Consider the following 16,596-nt stretch of genomic DNA (forward strand, 5'->3'; position numbering starts at 1 on the left):
TATAAATTAGAGTACGGTGTTTTTTATATGATTACACTGTCTTTTCCTTTATAAATTCCACAACTTCTTCGGCTGTTCCCATGGATAATATTTTATCCTTATAGGAGGATATGGTCTTCTTGGATAACTCACGTATTTGTGTACGTGCAGGCAAGATGGATGTTGCACTCATACTAAACTCATCTAATCCAAGTCCAAGCAGGATAGGAATGGCTATTGGATCTCCTGCCATTTCACCGCACATCCCAGTCCATTTACCTTCTTTGTGTGCTGCTTCAATGACATTATTTACTAGGCGAAGTATAGCAGGGTGGTAAGGCTGATAAAGATAAGATACTTGTTCATTCATTCTATCGGCAGCCATGGTATATTGAATTAAATCGTTCGTACCAATGCTGAAGAAATCCACTTCTTTTGCAAACTGATCAGCCATAACGGCTGTGGAAGGAATCTCAACCATTATTCCAACTTCAATGTCATCTGATACGTTCACATTATCGTTTACCAAGTTTTCTTTTTCATCTAATAAAATGTCCTTTGCTTGACGGAATTCCTCAAGGGTCGCGATCATTGGAAACATAATTTTTAAGTTTCCATATGCACTTGCGCGTAATAATGCACGAAGTTGTGGCCGGAAGACATCTTCATTTTCCAAACAAAAGCGGATGGCACGAAAACCCAAGAATGGATTTAATTCTTTCGGCATATTAAGATAATTTAATTCCTTATCCCCACCAACATCAAGTGTCCTTACAACAACTGGCTTACCATCCATTCTTTCTAATACAGATTTATAGGCTTTAAACTGCTCTTCTTCAGACGGTAATTCGTTTTTCCCCATGTATAAAAATTCAGTGCGATAAAGACCGACGCCTTCTCCACCATTTTTCAGTACTCCTTCAACATCTTCAGGAGTTCCGATGTTTGCAGCTAATTCCACTTGTTCGCCATCATTTGAAAAGGTTGGTTCATCCTTGAGTTTGGCCCACTCTTCTTTCTGTTTTGCAAATTTTTCTTGTTTCGTGTGGTAAGTGTCCAATTCCTCATCTGATGGGTTTATAATCACTTTGCCATCTATACCATCTACTATTATCATATCATTTTGCTTTACAGTAGTAGTGATTTCCTTAGTACCTACAATGGCTGGAATCTCCAATGACCGAGCCATAATAGCTGAATGTGACGTCCGACCTCCAATATCCGTCACAAATCCCTGAACATATTGGCGATTTAATTGAGCTGTATCAGAAGGTGTTAAATCATGGGCAATAACAATTACTTCCTCATCGATTAATGCGGGATTAGGGAAAGTCACACCGAGCAAATGAGCCATGACCCGTTTGGAAACATCTTTAATATCTGCCGCACGCTCACGCATGTATTCATTATCCATATTTTGAAACATCTCGACAAACATTTTAGAAACCTCATCTAAAGCTGCTTCTGCATTAACCTTGTCATTTGAAATCTTTTCTTTCATCGGATTTATAAGTTCTGGATCATTTATAATAAGTAAATGGGCGGAAAAAATCTCAGCATGTTCTTCTCCCATCGACTTTTTAGTATGTTCCTTTATTTTTTCTAGTTCGGAAATGGAAAGTTCTAAAGCATTTTTTAAACGATCTATTTCTTTTTCTGGATTATCTATTTTAACTTTTTCAACTGATAAATCAGGAGACACTAACTGATAAGCCTTGCCTATCGCGATTCCTGATGATGCAGCAATCCCTTGTATTGATGTCATATCTCATTCGTCAACCTTTCGCATTAAGTTTTAATAAAGTTACAATGTTGTATATACAAGTAATATACAAGTAATAATAAATTTAATCTATCATAATTATAATACTGAATCAATTTAGAAGGATTTTCTATCATTTTTAAAATGGTAAAGTAACGAAACAACAAAATAATACAAAAGATCATGAATTATATGAAAGTTGATTTGCAATCCATTTATAGATAACAGACTGAATCTCTCTTTTATTCACTTCATTTAGTACTTCATGTCGTGCTCCTGGGAAAAGAGAAACCGTTATGTTCTCTATTCCAGCTTTATCAAATAAATGAGCTGATTTCCAAACCCCTTTTTCAAAATCTCCGACAGGATCCTCATCCCCGCTAATAATTAAAACCGGTAGATTTTTTCTAATTAATTGAACGTTGGATGGATCCTGAATTTCATGGATACCAGTCATAAGATCAACGAAAAATCTTGCTGTTGGAACGAAACCAGAGAGAGGATCATCGATATATTGTTGTACTACTTGTTCATCTCCGGATAACCAATCAAAATCAGTTTCATGATGTTGGACTTTCTTATTATAGTTCCCAAATGTTAAATGATTCATGAGTTTTGATTGCTTTTTAGCCGGGAGCATAGAACTAAGGATTTTTGCTGACTTAATAGCTATAGCTGAATAATAACCAGTACCAGATAAAATAAGTCCATCAATAGAGTGACTATATCTAGTTACATATAGTCTTGCTAAAAAGGAGCCCATACTATGTCCTAAAAGAATAATAGGTATATTAGGATACTCCTTTTTAATTTTTTCGTTGATTACATTCAAGTCTTCCATTGTTTTATAAAATCCATGATTGTCTGCAAAATAGCCCAATAGACCTTGCTTTAATCCGGTTTGCCCGTGACCACGGTGATCATTTCCATAGACAAAGATCTTATTTTTTAGTAATTCTTCAGCAAATGCCTCATATCGGCCGACATGCTCTGCCATTCCATGCGCTAATTGAATAATGGCCTTAGGCTGTACTTTGCGGTTGTACCATTTCTTAACAAAAATAGCGGTTTGGTCTTCTGTTTGAATCCAAAGTTTCTCTTCCATTTCATATTCTCCTTTGGAATTGATATAATTTTTGCAATCTTAATGGGGTTTTTCATAAAGAATGTGAAAAATCTTGCTATCCCATTTGTTTTTATGCTAAAGTAAATATTAGTTATTGTCCGTATTAGGAGGTGTCATGGGAACATGGCTGGTTTAGTTAATATCTTATTAATTATAGATGCAATTATCTTAATTACATTTGTTCTACTTCAGTCTGGTAAAAGTGCTGGACTCTCTGGAGCAATCTCAGGTGGTGCGGAACAATTATTTGGCAAGCAAAAGGCTCGAGGGATGGATCTTTTCCTACATCGTGGAACAGTAATTACAGGTACATTGTTTTTTGTTTTAGCGTTTATAAGTGGATATTTAGTATAATTATAGTTAACCCTTATCACAATTAAAAGTGATAAGGGTTTCCTTTGTTTCGATAAAACCAATAGAAAGCGTTGCCCATATTTATGTAGTAGAATAACGAAATAAAGGGTATAGTAAAATTAGATAGGAGATGCATTCATTATGAAAGTAGTACGACCAAAACCATTTACATTTGAAGCAGGACCACGCGCTGTACTATTATTGCATGGCTTTACCGGTCATTCGGCAGATGTTCGTATGCTTGGACGATTTTTAGAGAAAAAAGGATATACTAGTCATGCGCCTATTTATCGAGGGCATGGTGCACCACCAGAGGAATTACTTGAAAGTAATCCAAAAGAATGGTGGGAGGATGTAACCTTTGCTATCCAACATTTAAAAGATCTTGGTTATGATGAAATTGCGGTTGCCGGATTATCACTTGGCGGAGTCATGTCATTGAAATTAGCATATTCTACACAAATTAAAGGTGTCATACCAATGTGTGCACCAATGTTTTTTGATAATGAATCTCAACTTTCTAAAGGATTTAAACTTTTTTCAAAAGAGTATAAGCAATTAGAAGGAAAAGATGATTCAACGATAGAAAGGGAAGTTAATCAATTAATGGAGGATGCTAAGGACCTTATTCACGAGCTAGGAAATACCATTACAGAAGTGAAGAAAAATATAGATACCATCTATACACCTACATTTGTTATACAAGCTAAAAAGGATGAAATGATTAATACGGATAGTGCAACCTATATTTATGAAAGTGTTGAAACCGATAAGAAGGATATTAAATGGTATGAGGAATCTGGTCATGTCATTACTTTAGATGATGAAAAAGATCAGCTGCATGAGGATATATATCAATTTTTGGAACAGCTTGATTGGAAAGAATGACTGAAATGAACTTTGAAGAGATACAATAATAAGGAAAGAAGGTGATTTTGTGAAAGACAGAATACTAACGTTTTTTCATGAATCAGGGACAAAGCCTTTAGCTGTAGATGAAATTGAACATGAACTCGGTATTCAGGAAGCTGTTGACTTTAAAGAGCTTGTGATCGCATTGAATGAACTAGAGGAAGCTGGGGAATTAGTTCGTACGAGAAAAAATCGCTTTGGGCTTCCTGAAAAAATGAATTTGATTCGAGGCAAGGTTCAAATGCATCAAAAGGGATTTGCCTTTTTGATCCCTGATGAAGAGGGGCAAGGCGATGTTTACATTCATGCTTCTGATTTGGCATCAGCGATGAATAATGATAAAGTACTTGTTCGAATCGAGAAGTATGGAAACGATGGGAATCGTCCAGAAGGGCAAGTCATTAGAATACTAGAACGTGCTGTCCATCAGGTAGTTGGTACGTTTGAAGATAATAAGTCTTTTGGTTTTGTTATTGCAGATGATAAGCGGATTCCAAATGATATTTTTATACCTAAAGGAAGTACTAATGGAGCGGTTGATGGACATAAAGTAGTCGTACGAATTACCAAGTATCCTGAAGGAAGAAAAAGTGCAGAAGGAGAAGTAGTAGAAATTCTTGGTCATAAAAATGACCCGGGAATTGATATTATATCCATCATTTATAAGCACGGAATAACCGTCGATTTTCCAGATGAGGTGTTGGAGCAAGCTACTAATACGCCTGAAACCATTGATGAAAGTGAATTACAAGGGCGTCGCGATTTACGTGATGAAATGATTGTAACGATTGATGGGGCGGATGCCAAAGACTTGGATGACGCTGTGTCTGTTAAAAGACTTGATAATGGCAATTTTAAACTAGGTGTTTATATTGCAGATGTTAGTTATTATGTGGAGGAAGGAACACCTATTGATATAGAAGCATTTGAAAGAGGTACAAGTGTTTATTTAGTAGACCGAGTTATTCCTATGATTCCCCACAGACTTTCAAACGGAATTTGTTCCCTAAACCCACAGGTGGATAGATTGACACTTGGCTGTGAGATGGAGATTACATCAAATGGTGAAGTGGTAAATCATGAAATTTTCCAAAGTGTCATTAAGACTTCGGAACGAATGACTTATAGTGATGTTAACAAGATTCTGGTAAATAAGGATGAAGAATTACGAAAACGATATGAGACTCTTGTTCCCATGTTTGAAGACATGGAAAAGCTTGCGTCTATACTAAGAGGTAAGCGAATGGGGCGTGGAGCAATTGATTTCGACTTTAAAGAAGCTCAAGTATTAGTCGATGATGAAGGAAAAGCAGTAGATGTTGTCCTTCGTGAACGGTCAGTTGGTGAGCGTCTTATTGAAGAGTTCATGCTTGCAGCAAATGAAACAGTTGCAGAGCATTTTCATTGGATGGATGTCCCATTTATACACCGAATTCATGAGGATCCTGATGATGGAAAACTGCAGAGTTTCTTTGAGTTTTTAGGTGGTTTAGGTATTTCCGTAAAAGGTACCGCTAATGAAATCCATCCTCAAGCATTACAAAAGGTACTCGAGGAAATAAAAGGTGAACCTGAGGAAATGATTGTGTCTAAGCTTATGCTTCGTTCAATGAAACAAGCCAAATATAATCCTCAAGGAATTGGACACTTTGGTTTAGCAACGGAATTCTATACCCATTTCACATCTCCGATTCGTAGATATCCTGACTTAATCGTTCATCGTTTAATTCGAACCTATTTAATTAATAAGGATTTGAATAGTAAAACCATTAATTATTGGAAAGAAAAAATGCCTGAAATTGCTAAGCATACATCCGAGCGGGAACGCCGTGCGGTAGATGCTGAACGAGATACGGATGAATTGAAAAAGGCAGAGTATATGCTGGATAAGGTTGGTGAAGAGTTTACTGGAGTAATTAGCTCCGTGACTAATTTTGGAATGTTTGTGGAGCTACCTAACACAGTAGAAGGGCTCATTCATGTAAGCTTTTTAACGGATGATTATTATCATTACGATGAAAGAAGCCATGCTTTAATTGGAGAGCGTACTGCAAATATTTACCGAGTTGGGGATGAGGTTAAGGTTAGGGTTGCCGAAGTGAATATGGAAGAACATGCGGTTGACTTTGAATTAGTTGGTGCCGAACCTAGAAAAAGAAAAGCCCCAAATAGAGAGAAAGAAACGAAAGGTAATGGTAAAAAGGAAAATAGAGCGAAGAATAATCGTAATAAGAAACAAAAACAACACAAGAAAAAGAAGAAAAAGAAAAAAAAATGAGCCTACGCTACGCGTCGGCTCATTTTTTGTTTTATAATATAGAGGAAATGGCTTCTAATAAGGGTAAAAAATATGAACACGGGATAATAGTCTAGCATATACTTTCATTGATAACAGAAGCAAAGTTCGTGCTATAGTAAGGTTGTTGTTGACACTTAAAATATTGTTCCCGTATACTACTTGTGATTACTGTACGATTATTTTTGTATATAATTTTAAAAAATTAAATGTACACCATGAGAGGAGTAACAACGTATGAATGACGTGTTGCTTGCGTTTTTATTTACACTTTTTGCTGGTCTAGCTACTGGGGTCGGTAGTTTACTTGCCTTTTTCGCTAAGACAACAAACACGAAATTTTTGTCATTCGCACTAGGCCTATCAGCTGGTGTAATGATATATGTATCCATGATTGAAATTTTTTTCAAAGCTAAGGATTCCTTAACAGTAGCATTAGGAGAAACAGAAGGGTATTGGTTTACGGTACTTGGTTTTTTTGCCGGAATGATTCTCATAGGTTTAATTGATAAATTTATACCGAAGTACTCCAATCCACATGAAGTTAAAAAAGTGGAGGATATGGAAAAATCAAGCACCCCTATTAAAAATCCGGACTTAATGAAAATGGGAATTTTTACCGCACTGGCACTTGCTATTCATAATTTTCCTGAGGGAATCGCTACTTTTGTCTCGGCTATTCAGGATCCTACTATAGGTTTTGCCATCGCTATAGCTGTCGCAATACACAATATACCAGAGGGGATTGCTGTATCTGTTCCTATTTATTATGCAACAGGGGATAAGAAAAAGGCATTTAAGCTGTCGTTTCTATCTGGTTTAGCTGAACCTATAGGTGCAGTAGTTGCGTTCTTACTATTAATGCCATTTTTAAGTGATGTCATGTTTGGTATTATATTTTCTATGGTAGCGGGTATTATGGTTTTTATTTCCCTGGATGAATTATTGCCAGCTGCCCAAAAGTATGATGAAGCACATTTATCCATTTATGGTGTGATGACCGGGATGGCGGTTATGGCTATAAGCTTGCTTCTCCTTGCTTAAATAATTGGAATGGGGATTAATTTTTGTTAAAATAGATGGTATGTAAGCAGTAGGAGGAAGTGCCTTATGCCAAAAGGAAATGGAAATACAATTGCACAAAATAAAAAAGCAAGACATGATTATAAGATAGAAGATACATTTGAAGCAGGAATTGTACTACGTGGTACTGAAATTAAGTCACTTCGGAATGGTCGTGTGAACATAAAAGACTCCCATGCAAGAATTGATCGCAATGGGGAAGTACAGCTTGTTAACATGCATATACCAGAATATGAACAAGGCAATCAGTTTAATCACGATCCAACTCGTTCACGTAAATTACTTTTACATCGGAAAGAAATTGATAAATTAATTGGATTAACACAGCAACAGGGATATGCAATTGTTCCACTTAAAATTTATATTAAAAATGGGTATGCCAAGGTTCTCATTGGTCTCGGTAAAGGGAAGAAGAAATATGATAAGCGTGAAGATCTGAAGAGAAAGCAGATGAAACGTGATGTGGACCGGGCAATGAAAGAGCATTTGAATCGTTAATATGTAATTTCTACCAGTCCTTGATTTTTATACGACGTTTGTTATAATGAATATACAAGTTAATAATGATGCTCATCTTCCTGAGTAATTAATTTGTAACAACCTCTTTTATATGGGGACGTTACGGATTCGACAGGGGTAGATCGAGCTTGGGTTGCACGTCGAGGTTACGACTCGTTAAACGTTATCGCCTAAATATAACTGGCAAAACTAACAATCAAACTGCTTTAGCAGCTGCGTAAGTAGCCTAAAGCGATCCTTCCTACCATCGCCCGTGTGGTAGTATTGAAGGGTCTCAAATCGAGCGGGCTATTGCGACAATCCGCCGTCTGAGGATGGTCGCTGAATATAATCAGACTAGCTATCCTAAAGGCCTGTCGGTAGGCTGCAGGAATAGCGAAGCATAATATATCGACTACGCGTGTAGAAGCCTAAGTGGCGATATCTCTGGACGTGGGTTCGATTCCCACCGTCTCCACCAATACATATGTTGGTGGTTTTTTGTTGTTGTGACGTAAAGCATAAAATTTCCGTTTGGAAGCTTTATGCTTTATTTTATTTTAGGAAATTTTATGCTTGATTCTTTGAGTACCTAGCTTGTTTTTACAAATTGACTATGTTATCTCTTTTCCCATGATGGTGCTGGCCATATGACCTTTGTTTCGGCAACAGATAATGGCCAAATAATTTTATATTGTTGATTGATAATTTGAGCCAATAATGCATCAGCTAGTATGTTTTGCCCATTTGAATCAAAGCGGACGCCTTGCCATGGCATTATTAAATGGTTTCCAGGAATGTTGGTATGACGAAGGGCTCTTCTTATTTTATCTCTGTTTATACTCCCTGCTCGATTAATCGCATCTGCTAGGACAAGCAAGCCTGTAAAGCTTCGTGCATTGGTTTCATTCATATCTTCATTATATCTTGAGCGGTAAAGTTCATTGATTTTTGTTACAATTGGTTTAACTCTTCCCAAACCGAGTGCCCAAGCAACGCGACTAATAATGTAATTGCTATCTTCTCCTACCACTTCCAAAAATTTAGGTATGGTGTAACCAGCATCTTGGACAACGAATCCTTCTGGAAACCAATTTAACGTTTTTAGATTTTGAACTACTTGTATAGCATCAGAAAGGAATTGATGCCCAAAAACGACTTGTGCATTACTATTTCGGATACTTATCAGTTCATCCATTAGTGATGTAGTGGGTGGAGTATACATTTCAAGGTCAACAAGTTCACCTGAAAACTTTCGAATCAAATTATTTTCAATTGCAGCCGCTTCTAATCCAAAAATTGAATCCTCTGTCAAAATAGCATAATTGGTAATATCTATGCCCTTGTATCTTAGAAAGTGAAATAATTCTAAGAAAAGATTGGTATATAAATGATCATTGGGTGCTGTTCTAAAAAAATACTGAAAATTTCTTTCTGTAAGTGAAGGTGCAGATGCTTCCGGGGTTAAGAATGGAACTTTTTTCGCTTCAGCTATTGAGGAAGCTTGTAAAGTTACACTACTTTGATAAGAACCAATTAATGCTACAACTTTCTCTTTTCCAATTAATCGTTCAGCCTCTTCCCGACCAATTGCCGGTATTCCTTTAGAATCCTTATAAATCACTTTAATTTTTTGATTTTTTAATAAAGGAAGTCCGATAGTACGAGCTAAAGGTAGAGGTAAATCGTATTGATTATTTACTATATCAACAGCCAAATTAATAGCCTGGCGAATATCCTCTCCAACATTTGCTAGAGGGCCTGTAAAAGGATAAACGGCTCCAATTTTTATTTCTGTTTCCTCTCTCATATCATTTTTCCTCCTACATTTAAATAAAAAGGTCAGCTAATTATTTTATATTCAATAAATATAAGATGGTGTATTCAGGTTAGACAGTTTTAATATTCGTATTCTGTTAACTATTAGTAAAAGAGGTATGTGCAAATGAATCAAACTGTCAGGATATATACATCAAGCTTTTGCCCTGTCTATGGAAAGATAAAAAGTTTTCTAGACTCCTTTAATTATGAAGAAGTAATTGTAGACCCTGAATCCTATAGCAAGGATTAGTTTCAAAACTCCGCATATGTGGCACAATTTATCTGCAATAATCACTAGAGAAAAACATTCGCCACAATCAGTCACTAAAAATGTATGTAAGTTAAATATGAGATGAATCATAGTGATAGTAAATGTAAAAAAGAGGTAAACTATAACATAATGTTTATAGGCCCCTTTCGTATAAATTGTTGTAATTTAAGCTAAGAGTGATTATACAAAAGATTGTTACATAATGACGTATCACTAGAAGGTTAGGGGGATTTATTCACATAGATGTCAATTATCTTTTATAGAAATGTCATATGCCTCCCACTTTGTAAGGCAAATAAAGGTTACAATGGATATATCCTACATTTACAACATGAACATAGGGAAAACTAGACTGTATACAATGATGTACTCACTACGAGTAAAGGAGGAGAACCGTAATTGTTATTTGATGACCCTGTATTCGCTAGTCGAATGCTGACATTACTCACCCTTTCCTTCCACATTATTTACGCAACCATAGGGGTTGGGGTCCCACTCATGATTATGATTGCGCAGTGGATTGGAATCAGAAAAAACGACAATCATTATATTTTAATGGCAAGACGGTGGGCAAGAGGGTTTGTTGTTACCGTAGCAGTTGGAGTTGTGACAGGCACTATAATTGGTCTTCAACTATCCCTTCTTTGGCCGAATTTTATGGAACTTGCTGGAAATATTATTGCATTACCACTCTTTATGGAAGTATTTGCGTTCTTTTTTGAAGCCATCTTCTTGGGGATTTATGTGTATACGTGGGATCGATTTGATGACCAACGAAAACACTTTTTGCTTTTAATACCGGTTGCAATCGGAGCAACAGCTTCCGCATATTTTATTACGGTTGTAAACTCGTTCATGAATGCACCAGCAGGATTTGATATGGTTAATGGCGAATTGGTTAATGCCAATCCAATAGCAGCAATGTTTACTGCCGCTATGCCTACAAAGGTATCACATGTTATTGTCACTGCATATATGACAGCAGCATTTATGCTTGCAGCAATTGCTGCGTTTAAACTAATTAAAGGATCAGACAACATGTATCATAAGAAGTCTCTTCATTTGACCATGAAAATTGGACTAGTTTTTTCCATTGCGACAGCTTTAATTGGAGATTTCTCAGGTAAATATTTAGCTGAATACCAACCAGAAAAATTAGCGGCATTTGAATGGCATTTTGAAACAGAAGAAGCATCTCCATTACTTCTATACGGTATCTTGGATGAAAACCATGAAACAAAATACGCCATTCGAATTCCATTTGCCTTAAGTATTTTAGCATACGGGGACCCAATGGCTGAAGTAATCGGGTTAAATGAGTTTCCAAAAGAAGAAACACCACCACTTGTTGTACACTACTTTTTCGATACAATGGTTACAATTGGTGTATTTATGATTGGATTATCTCTCCTCTATTGGTTGGGAATGAGACGAGGATGGAAATTTGTTAAAGCAAAATGGTATCTGTGGCTCATTGTACTTGGAGGACCACTTTCCTTCCTTGCAATAGAAGCAGGTTGGTGGGCTACAGAAGTCGGGCGGCAGCCATGGATACTACGAGGAATCATGACGGTTGATCAAGCTGCAACAACGAGTGATTATGTTGGGCTCATGTTCGTTATGTTCGCGGGCCTGTATTTCATTTTAGGAGTCGGTACAGTCATCGTACTTCGCCGAATTTTTAAGAACAATCCAGTTGAAAAAGACCTAGCAAAATACAACCAAGGCGGTGATCCATTATGAGTTTGGAAATTCTAGGGATTACGGTACTTTGGACATTTTTATTCGGCTATATCATTGTTGGTTCCGTTGATTATGGTGCTGGATTCTTTAACGCATACAGTATCATCACAAAGAAAGAACATATATTATCAAGAATTATCCAACGATATTTATCTCCTGTATGGGAGGTAACCAATGTATTTTTTGTATTTTTCTTTGTAGGGATAGTCGGATTTTTCCCACAAACTGCATATTTCTTTGGAACAATCTTCCTTATTCCAGGTAGTATCGCACTAATACTATTGGCTTTACGGGGTTCCTATTATGCATTTGAAACGTATGGTTCTAGGGGGCATAAGGGATATGCCCTTATGTACGGAGCAACGGGGCTACTAATTCCTGCATCATTATCTATTGTACTTACTATCTCTGAAGGTGGATTTGTTTCGATAGTGGATGGAAATCCTGTCTTAGATTATTGGGCTTTGTTTACAAGTCCATTGACATGGTCCATCGTTATTTTGAGTATTGTTGCCGTTCTTTATATTTCTGCTGTGTTTCTTACTTGGTATGCAAGTAAAACAGAAGATAAAGAGGCAACAGAGCTCATGCGAAAATATACACTCATATGGTCTGTTCCATTAATTATTACAGCTGGTGGAATTGTTTACGAGTTAAGTTTCCACAATCAAGAACATTTTAACCGGATTATAGATGTGTGGTGGTTATTTGGATTGTCTTCCTTATTGTGGCTCGCCACAGCAGGACTCATTTGGTTACGGAAAAGTTATGGAATGGCTGTTTGGTTAATGATAGGGCAATTTGCACTTGCTTTTTATGGATACGGTGTTACTCATTATCCATATTTGTTGTATCCCCATTTAACGATTTACGAAGGATTCACAAATGAAGCAATGGCAATCTCACTTGTTGTTGTGTTTATTTTGGGTTTTGCACTGCTTATTCCTTCTCTTTATCTTTTAGTAAAATTATTTTTGTTTGATAAAGAATATGTAAAAGGAAATAAAAAATAGGGGGGAAATGCATGAATGATTTTCTAATCTTTGTTGCCCCATTTATTATATTAGTTATTTCTATAGCACTTGTGTTCTGGGGAGCATTAGAGGATGATTCCGTATCCTGAGAATGAATAAAAATAGCTAACAAACTTATCAAGTCAGCTACATGGGTGGCTCCTTATCGTTATGTAAATTACGATAAGGAGCCATATCTTTTCTTTATTCTGATAGAAAAACACTTTTCTCAATTTGTTTCATTTCATAAAAATATCCTTTTTTATCCATTAATTCATTGAACGTACCTTTTTCAACTACTACGCCCTTTTCCATCACGATGATTTGATCCATCCTTTCAAGCCCTGTTAAACGATGGCTTATAAGAATGAACGTGTCATTTTTCGCTTGTTGGAAGAGGTGATGGTTTATAACAGACTCAGTCAAAGCATCCATGGATGATGTTGGTTCATCTAATAACCAAATGGGAGCATTTTTTAGCATAGCCCTGGCAATTGCTAGACGTTGCTTTTGGCCACCAGAAAGATTTTCCCCTTTTTCTAGTACTTGATGATCTAATGAGAAATGTTGTAGCTTAACTTTTTCCAACACTTTTAACATTTCTTCATCTGCCAAGTTATCTTTTGCAATGCACAAATTATCTCTTATCGTCCCGTAAAAAAAGTGATTAGCTTGTAGAATGACATTCGTATTTTCCCAGATACTTTCCTCTGCTAATCTTCTAACGGGTTTCCCGTTAAAGCAAATCTCACCCTGGTCTGGCAGATAAATCCTTAATAATAGCTGCATGATTGTCGATTTACCTGAGCCACTTGGTCCTACAATAGCTGTTTTAGAACCTTTTGGAAATAGTGCGGAGATATTTTTTAGCGTACTGTCAGATTCACCAGGAAACGTAAAAGTTATATTTTTTATTTCAATGGAAGGAGCATCATGAAGCGATAGCTGTTCCATTTGATGCTTCTTCCCTTTTTCAAGCGACTCTTTACCAACGACTGATTCAAGTCTCGTTGCTGCTTGGCGACTATCTTCTAAATGACTGGAAAAAGCAGCCATGGAAGATGTATTTTCAAAAACAGTTAATGAAATCATGACAAGCATCGCAAGGAAAATACCATCTAATTGGCCATCTGACACTAGATAAGCGCCGACCAATAACACAACCCATGAAACAAAAAGGGATACAAATGTATTCACAGCTTCGCTAAACAACTGATGAATCCCATCTTTTTCTTGCTCTTGTATATACCTATCAGAGGATTGATAAAGTTCTTCTTCCTTCCTTTTTAGCTGCTGATACATTTTTAAATCGCGAAAACCATAGAGAAATTCAGTGGCGTCTGTAGATAATTTTCCACGCATCAGTCTCACATTACGGTTGATGTTTCTTTGTTTTAAAGCGAATAGGGTAGGTACGATAAAAACAGTTAGAATCAATCCGATGATTAAAATCATTGCGATATAGATAGAATAGTATGCCGTAAATAGAAACGTACATAAGCAAACAAGGATTATTACGATGGGGGGATAAAAAACACGTAAAAAGAAGTTTTGCAGTGTTTCTACATCCCCAACAATACGTGCTAAAAGATCCCCGCTTCGATACTTTTGGAAGATTCTCGGTGCTTTTGGCTCAAGCCTTTCATAAAAAGAAACCCTCAAATAGCTAAGCATCGTAAACGTCGCGCGATGAGAGAAGTAGCGTTCCCCGTAGCGACTTATAGCCGAGATGATTCCCAAAAGTTTCACCACCGATACAAGTATGATTAATGTATAAATAGGAGGTGCCAATGCCGATTTAGATATTAAATAACCACTGGATGAGAATAATCCAACAGCAGTTATTCCTGCAATAAATCCAAAGAGGATAGATAGTAAGATATCTTTCTTTTCCATGAGCAACACTCTCATTACGATGGCTAAATCTCTCATTCTCAGAAACCTCCTTGTTGTGCTATGACCATACTTTGATAAGCTTCTACTGTCTGCATAAGGTCTTGATGGGTTCCAGAGGCTAATAGTTTTCCATTTTCCATAATCAGAATGTTATCTGCATTTTGGATGGTATGGAGTCTATGAGCAACGGTGATAACGGTGGAATGCGTCGATAGTTCTTTGATAGAAGACTGCAAAATACGCTCTGTCTGCAAGTCTAGTCCAGTTGTAGGTTCATCAAAAAGAATGATAGATGGTTTTTTAAGAAATGCTCTAGCTAATGCAATTCGTTGCTTCTCTCCACCAGAAAGCCCTCTGCCGGCCTCTCCTATCGGTGTATCATAGCCTTTTTCAAGGGTTTCAACAAGTTCAGAGATACCTGCTTTCTTAGCAGCTTGTTCAATTTCTTCTCTGGGGGCTACCCTTTGTCTACCAATCGCTATATTTTCAGAAATCGTTCCTGAAAAGAGATAGGGATTTTGTGAGATATAGCTTAATTGATCAAACCAATCTTTCTCTTTATAGTTTGATAGTGATCTTCCATCTACTTCTATTTTACCTTCTGATAACGGTACTAGCCCTGCAATTACATGTAATAGCGTAGTTTTTCCTGCACCTGTCTTACCCACAATAGCAACCTGTTCATAGGGATGTATTTCGGTTTCAATATGTTGTAATGCAAAGGAGTTTTCTCTGTAACGAAAGCCGACATCTTTTAGAGTGATAATGGGTGGTGTCGCCATTTTCAAGTTCTCATTTCCCCATGAAACCATTGGAACATTTTCTTCTAATTCATGTTCTAGCTTCTTAGCGGCCCCCATACTACCTCTACCTGTATGAAATGCACTACCTAAATCTTTTAACTTGGTATAAAATTCTGGGGCTAGTACTAACATCAAAAATGCTGTAAAGAAGGAAATATCTTGAAAAATAATTAAACGAATGGCTACTTCTAAAGCAATGATTCCAATACTTAGCATGGAGATAAACTCCAATGCTAATGAGTTAGTAAAAGCGATTTTTAGTACCTCCATCGTAGCATCACGAAAATCAAGACTGCTTTTCAGAATGGCCTTTTTTTGTTCATTGGAACGTCCAAATAGTTTTAGTGTCGTAAGTCCTTGTAATGTATCAAGAAATTTCCCCGAAAAAGCTGCCATTTTATCCATTTGTTCCTCTGATTTATCTTTTGTATTGAAACCAATGATTGCCATGAAAATGGGGATAAAGGGTGCTGTAATGACCATAATCAGACCAGTCGCAAAATGCTGTGTAAAAATAAAGACGACAATCATGATTGGAATAACAGAAGCTTGAATGACTTGTGGAATATAACTACTAAAATAACTGTCAATCTCGTCAATTGTATCCATTAATACGCTTACTTTTTGACCCGATTGTCCTTGTAGTGATGCTTGCATAGGGTCATTCGAAAATTTATGTAATAGAGTCTTTCTCAAATCATGTTTTACCATCGAAGCTATTTTGATTCCAGTTCTACCACTTAAGTAATGAAAGAAGGTTCGTAAAAAGAGTATGGCCAGTAATCCGATTAGTATAGAGACGATATTAGAAAAACTGCCCTGTTTTAAAAAAATACGATCCACAACCATAACGAATAAATAAGCTTGTGTAATAACGGTTAGACCTGATAAAAATGCAAGAATAACTAAAGAAACGAGTCTATTTTTTTGTTCATAAGCCAATTCCTTTAGCTTCGCCATCTATATTTTCCTCCTCGGCATTTTTTTAACATGCTTTATATAAAAATTCCATTTTCCTAAGTGAAGTTGTTCACATAAT

At 36.6% G+C, this 16,596-nt stretch carries 14 protein-coding genes and 1 other RNA gene; 10 read left to right on the plus strand and 5 right to left on the minus strand.

Annotated features, from left to right (window positions below; all coding sequences use genetic code 11):
* Positions 1 to 31 precede the first annotated feature (31 nt).
* Together ptsP and CAO17_RS03305 are read right to left on the minus strand one after the other, a co-directional pair.
* Positions 32 to 1,744, minus strand: a complete 1,713-nt coding sequence (gene ptsP, locus CAO17_RS03300) for a phosphoenolpyruvate--protein phosphotransferase (RefSeq protein ID WP_085991400.1) — start codon at positions 1,742 to 1,744, stop codon at positions 32 to 34.
* Positions 1,745 to 1,922: 178 nt separating this feature from the next.
* Positions 1,923 to 2,846, minus strand: a complete 924-nt coding sequence (locus CAO17_RS03305) for an alpha/beta hydrolase (protein ID WP_085991401.1) — start codon at positions 2,844 to 2,846, stop codon at positions 1,923 to 1,925.
* Between the two features lie 144 nt (positions 2,847 to 2,990).
* Between CAO17_RS03305 and secG the strand changes: the two genes are divergently transcribed.
* The 6 genes from secG (at position 2,991) to ssrA (ending at position 8,491) form a co-directional block, all read left to right on the plus strand.
* On the plus strand, positions 2,991 to 3,221 hold the full coding sequence (secG, locus tag CAO17_RS03310) for a preprotein translocase subunit SecG (RefSeq protein ID WP_085991402.1): 231 nt from the start codon (positions 2,991 to 2,993) through the stop codon (positions 3,219 to 3,221).
* Positions 3,222 to 3,362: 141 nt separating this feature from the next.
* Positions 3,363 to 4,109 (plus strand): alpha/beta hydrolase, encoded by a 747-nt coding sequence (locus CAO17_RS03315; RefSeq protein ID WP_085991403.1) that lies wholly within the window; start codon positions 3,363 to 3,365, stop codon positions 4,107 to 4,109.
* 49 nt (positions 4,110 to 4,158) lie between these two features.
* Positions 4,159 to 6,411, plus strand: a complete 2,253-nt coding sequence (gene rnr, locus CAO17_RS03320; protein ID WP_085991404.1) for a ribonuclease R — start codon at positions 4,159 to 4,161, stop codon at positions 6,409 to 6,411.
* Between the two features lie 255 nt (positions 6,412 to 6,666).
* Positions 6,667 to 7,473 (plus strand): zinc transporter ZupT, encoded by an 807-nt coding sequence (gene zupT / locus CAO17_RS03325; protein WP_085991405.1) that lies wholly within the window; start codon positions 6,667 to 6,669, stop codon positions 7,471 to 7,473.
* A gap of 66 nt (positions 7,474 to 7,539) precedes the next feature.
* Positions 7,540 to 8,010, plus strand: a complete 471-nt coding sequence (smpB, locus tag CAO17_RS03330) for an SsrA-binding protein SmpB (protein ID WP_085991406.1) — start codon at positions 7,540 to 7,542, stop codon at positions 8,008 to 8,010.
* A 114-nt stretch (positions 8,011 to 8,124) separates the two neighbouring features.
* Positions 8,125 to 8,491, plus strand: a transfer-messenger RNA (tmRNA) gene (ssrA, locus tag CAO17_RS03335).
* 138 nt (positions 8,492 to 8,629) lie between these two features.
* Here ssrA and CAO17_RS03340 read toward each other — a convergent pair.
* Positions 8,630 to 9,820 (minus strand): ABC transporter substrate-binding protein, encoded by a 1,191-nt coding sequence (locus tag CAO17_RS03340; protein WP_085991407.1) that lies wholly within the window; start codon positions 9,818 to 9,820, stop codon positions 8,630 to 8,632.
* A gap of 135 nt (positions 9,821 to 9,955) precedes the next feature.
* Here CAO17_RS03340 and CAO17_RS21845 point away from each other — a divergent pair, with 135 nt between their 5' ends.
* From CAO17_RS21845 to cydS, 4 genes are all read left to right on the plus strand, one after another.
* Positions 9,956 to 10,081 carry a thioredoxin domain-containing protein gene (locus CAO17_RS21845; RefSeq protein ID WP_281252909.1) on the plus strand — a complete coding sequence of 42 codons (126 nt, stop codon included), beginning with the start codon at positions 9,956 to 9,958 and terminating at the stop codon, positions 10,079 to 10,081.
* 420 nt (positions 10,082 to 10,501) lie between these two features.
* The gene (locus tag CAO17_RS03345) at positions 10,502 to 11,845 is read left to right on the plus strand and encodes a cytochrome ubiquinol oxidase subunit I (protein WP_085991408.1); all 1,344 of its coding nucleotides are present in this window, start codon (positions 10,502 to 10,504) and stop codon (positions 11,843 to 11,845) included.
* On the plus strand, positions 11,842 to 12,858 hold the full coding sequence (locus CAO17_RS03350; protein ID WP_085991409.1) for a cytochrome d ubiquinol oxidase subunit II: 1,017 nt from the start codon (positions 11,842 to 11,844) through the stop codon (positions 12,856 to 12,858). Before CAO17_RS03345 ends, CAO17_RS03350 begins: the two co-directional genes overlap by 4 nt.
* An 11-nt stretch (positions 12,859 to 12,869) precedes the next feature.
* Positions 12,870 to 12,968, plus strand: a complete 99-nt coding sequence (cydS, locus tag CAO17_RS22070; protein ID WP_425435863.1) for a cytochrome bd oxidase small subunit CydS family protein — start codon at positions 12,870 to 12,872, stop codon at positions 12,966 to 12,968.
* A 94-nt stretch (positions 12,969 to 13,062) separates the two neighbouring features.
* On the opposite strand, the gene cydC is transcribed toward cydS, so the two are convergent.
* Both cydC and cydD read right to left on the minus strand, forming a co-directional pair.
* Entirely contained in the window at positions 13,063 to 14,790 is a 1,728-nt protein-coding gene (cydC, locus tag CAO17_RS03355) for a thiol reductant ABC exporter subunit CydC (protein ID WP_085991410.1), read from the minus strand.
* 2 nt (positions 14,791 to 14,792) lie between these two features.
* Positions 14,793 to 16,517 (minus strand): thiol reductant ABC exporter subunit CydD, encoded by a 1,725-nt coding sequence (gene cydD, locus CAO17_RS03360; RefSeq protein WP_085991411.1) that lies wholly within the window; start codon positions 16,515 to 16,517, stop codon positions 14,793 to 14,795.
* Positions 16,518 to 16,596 lie beyond the last annotated feature (79 nt).

The sequence above is a fragment of the Oceanobacillus senegalensis genome (genome assembly GCF_900176885.1).
GTDB classification, from domain to species: Bacteria; Bacillota; Bacilli; order Bacillales; family Amphibacillaceae; genus Oceanobacillus; species Oceanobacillus senegalensis.

What these genes read in the sequence shown, in the direction of transcription:
- cydC (WP_085991410.1), bottom strand. Translation starts at nt 14,790, where the DNA reads ATGAGAGATTTAGCCATCGTAATGAGAGTGTTGCTCATGGAAAAGAAA.
- cydS (WP_425435863.1), top strand. Translation starts at nt 12,870, where the DNA reads ATGAATGATTTTCTAATCTTTGTTGCCCCATTTATTATATTAGTTATT.
- smpB (WP_085991406.1), top strand. Translation starts at nt 7,540, where the DNA reads ATGCCAAAAGGAAATGGAAATACAATTGCACAAAATAAAAAAGCAAGA.
- cydD (WP_085991411.1), bottom strand. Translation starts at nt 16,517, where the DNA reads ATGGCGAAGCTAAAGGAATTGGCTTATGAACAAAAAAATAGACTCGTT.
- CAO17_RS03305 (WP_085991401.1), bottom strand. Translation starts at nt 2,846, where the DNA reads ATGGAAGAGAAACTTTGGATTCAAACAGAAGACCAAACCGCTATTTTT.
- CAO17_RS03315 (WP_085991403.1), top strand. Translation starts at nt 3,363, where the DNA reads ATGAAAGTAGTACGACCAAAACCATTTACATTTGAAGCAGGACCACGC.
- secG (WP_085991402.1), top strand. Translation starts at nt 2,991, where the DNA reads ATGGCTGGTTTAGTTAATATCTTATTAATTATAGATGCAATTATCTTA.
- zupT (WP_085991405.1), top strand. Translation starts at nt 6,667, where the DNA reads ATGAATGACGTGTTGCTTGCGTTTTTATTTACACTTTTTGCTGGTCTA.
- CAO17_RS21845 (WP_281252909.1), top strand. Translation starts at nt 9,956, where the DNA reads ATGAATCAAACTGTCAGGATATATACATCAAGCTTTTGCCCTGTCTAT.
- CAO17_RS03350 (WP_085991409.1), top strand. Translation starts at nt 11,842, where the DNA reads ATGAGTTTGGAAATTCTAGGGATTACGGTACTTTGGACATTTTTATTC.
- CAO17_RS03340 (WP_085991407.1), bottom strand. Translation starts at nt 9,820, where the DNA reads ATGAGAGAGGAAACAGAAATAAAAATTGGAGCCGTTTATCCTTTTACA.
- ptsP (WP_085991400.1), bottom strand. Translation starts at nt 1,744, where the DNA reads ATGACATCAATACAAGGGATTGCTGCATCATCAGGAATCGCGATAGGC.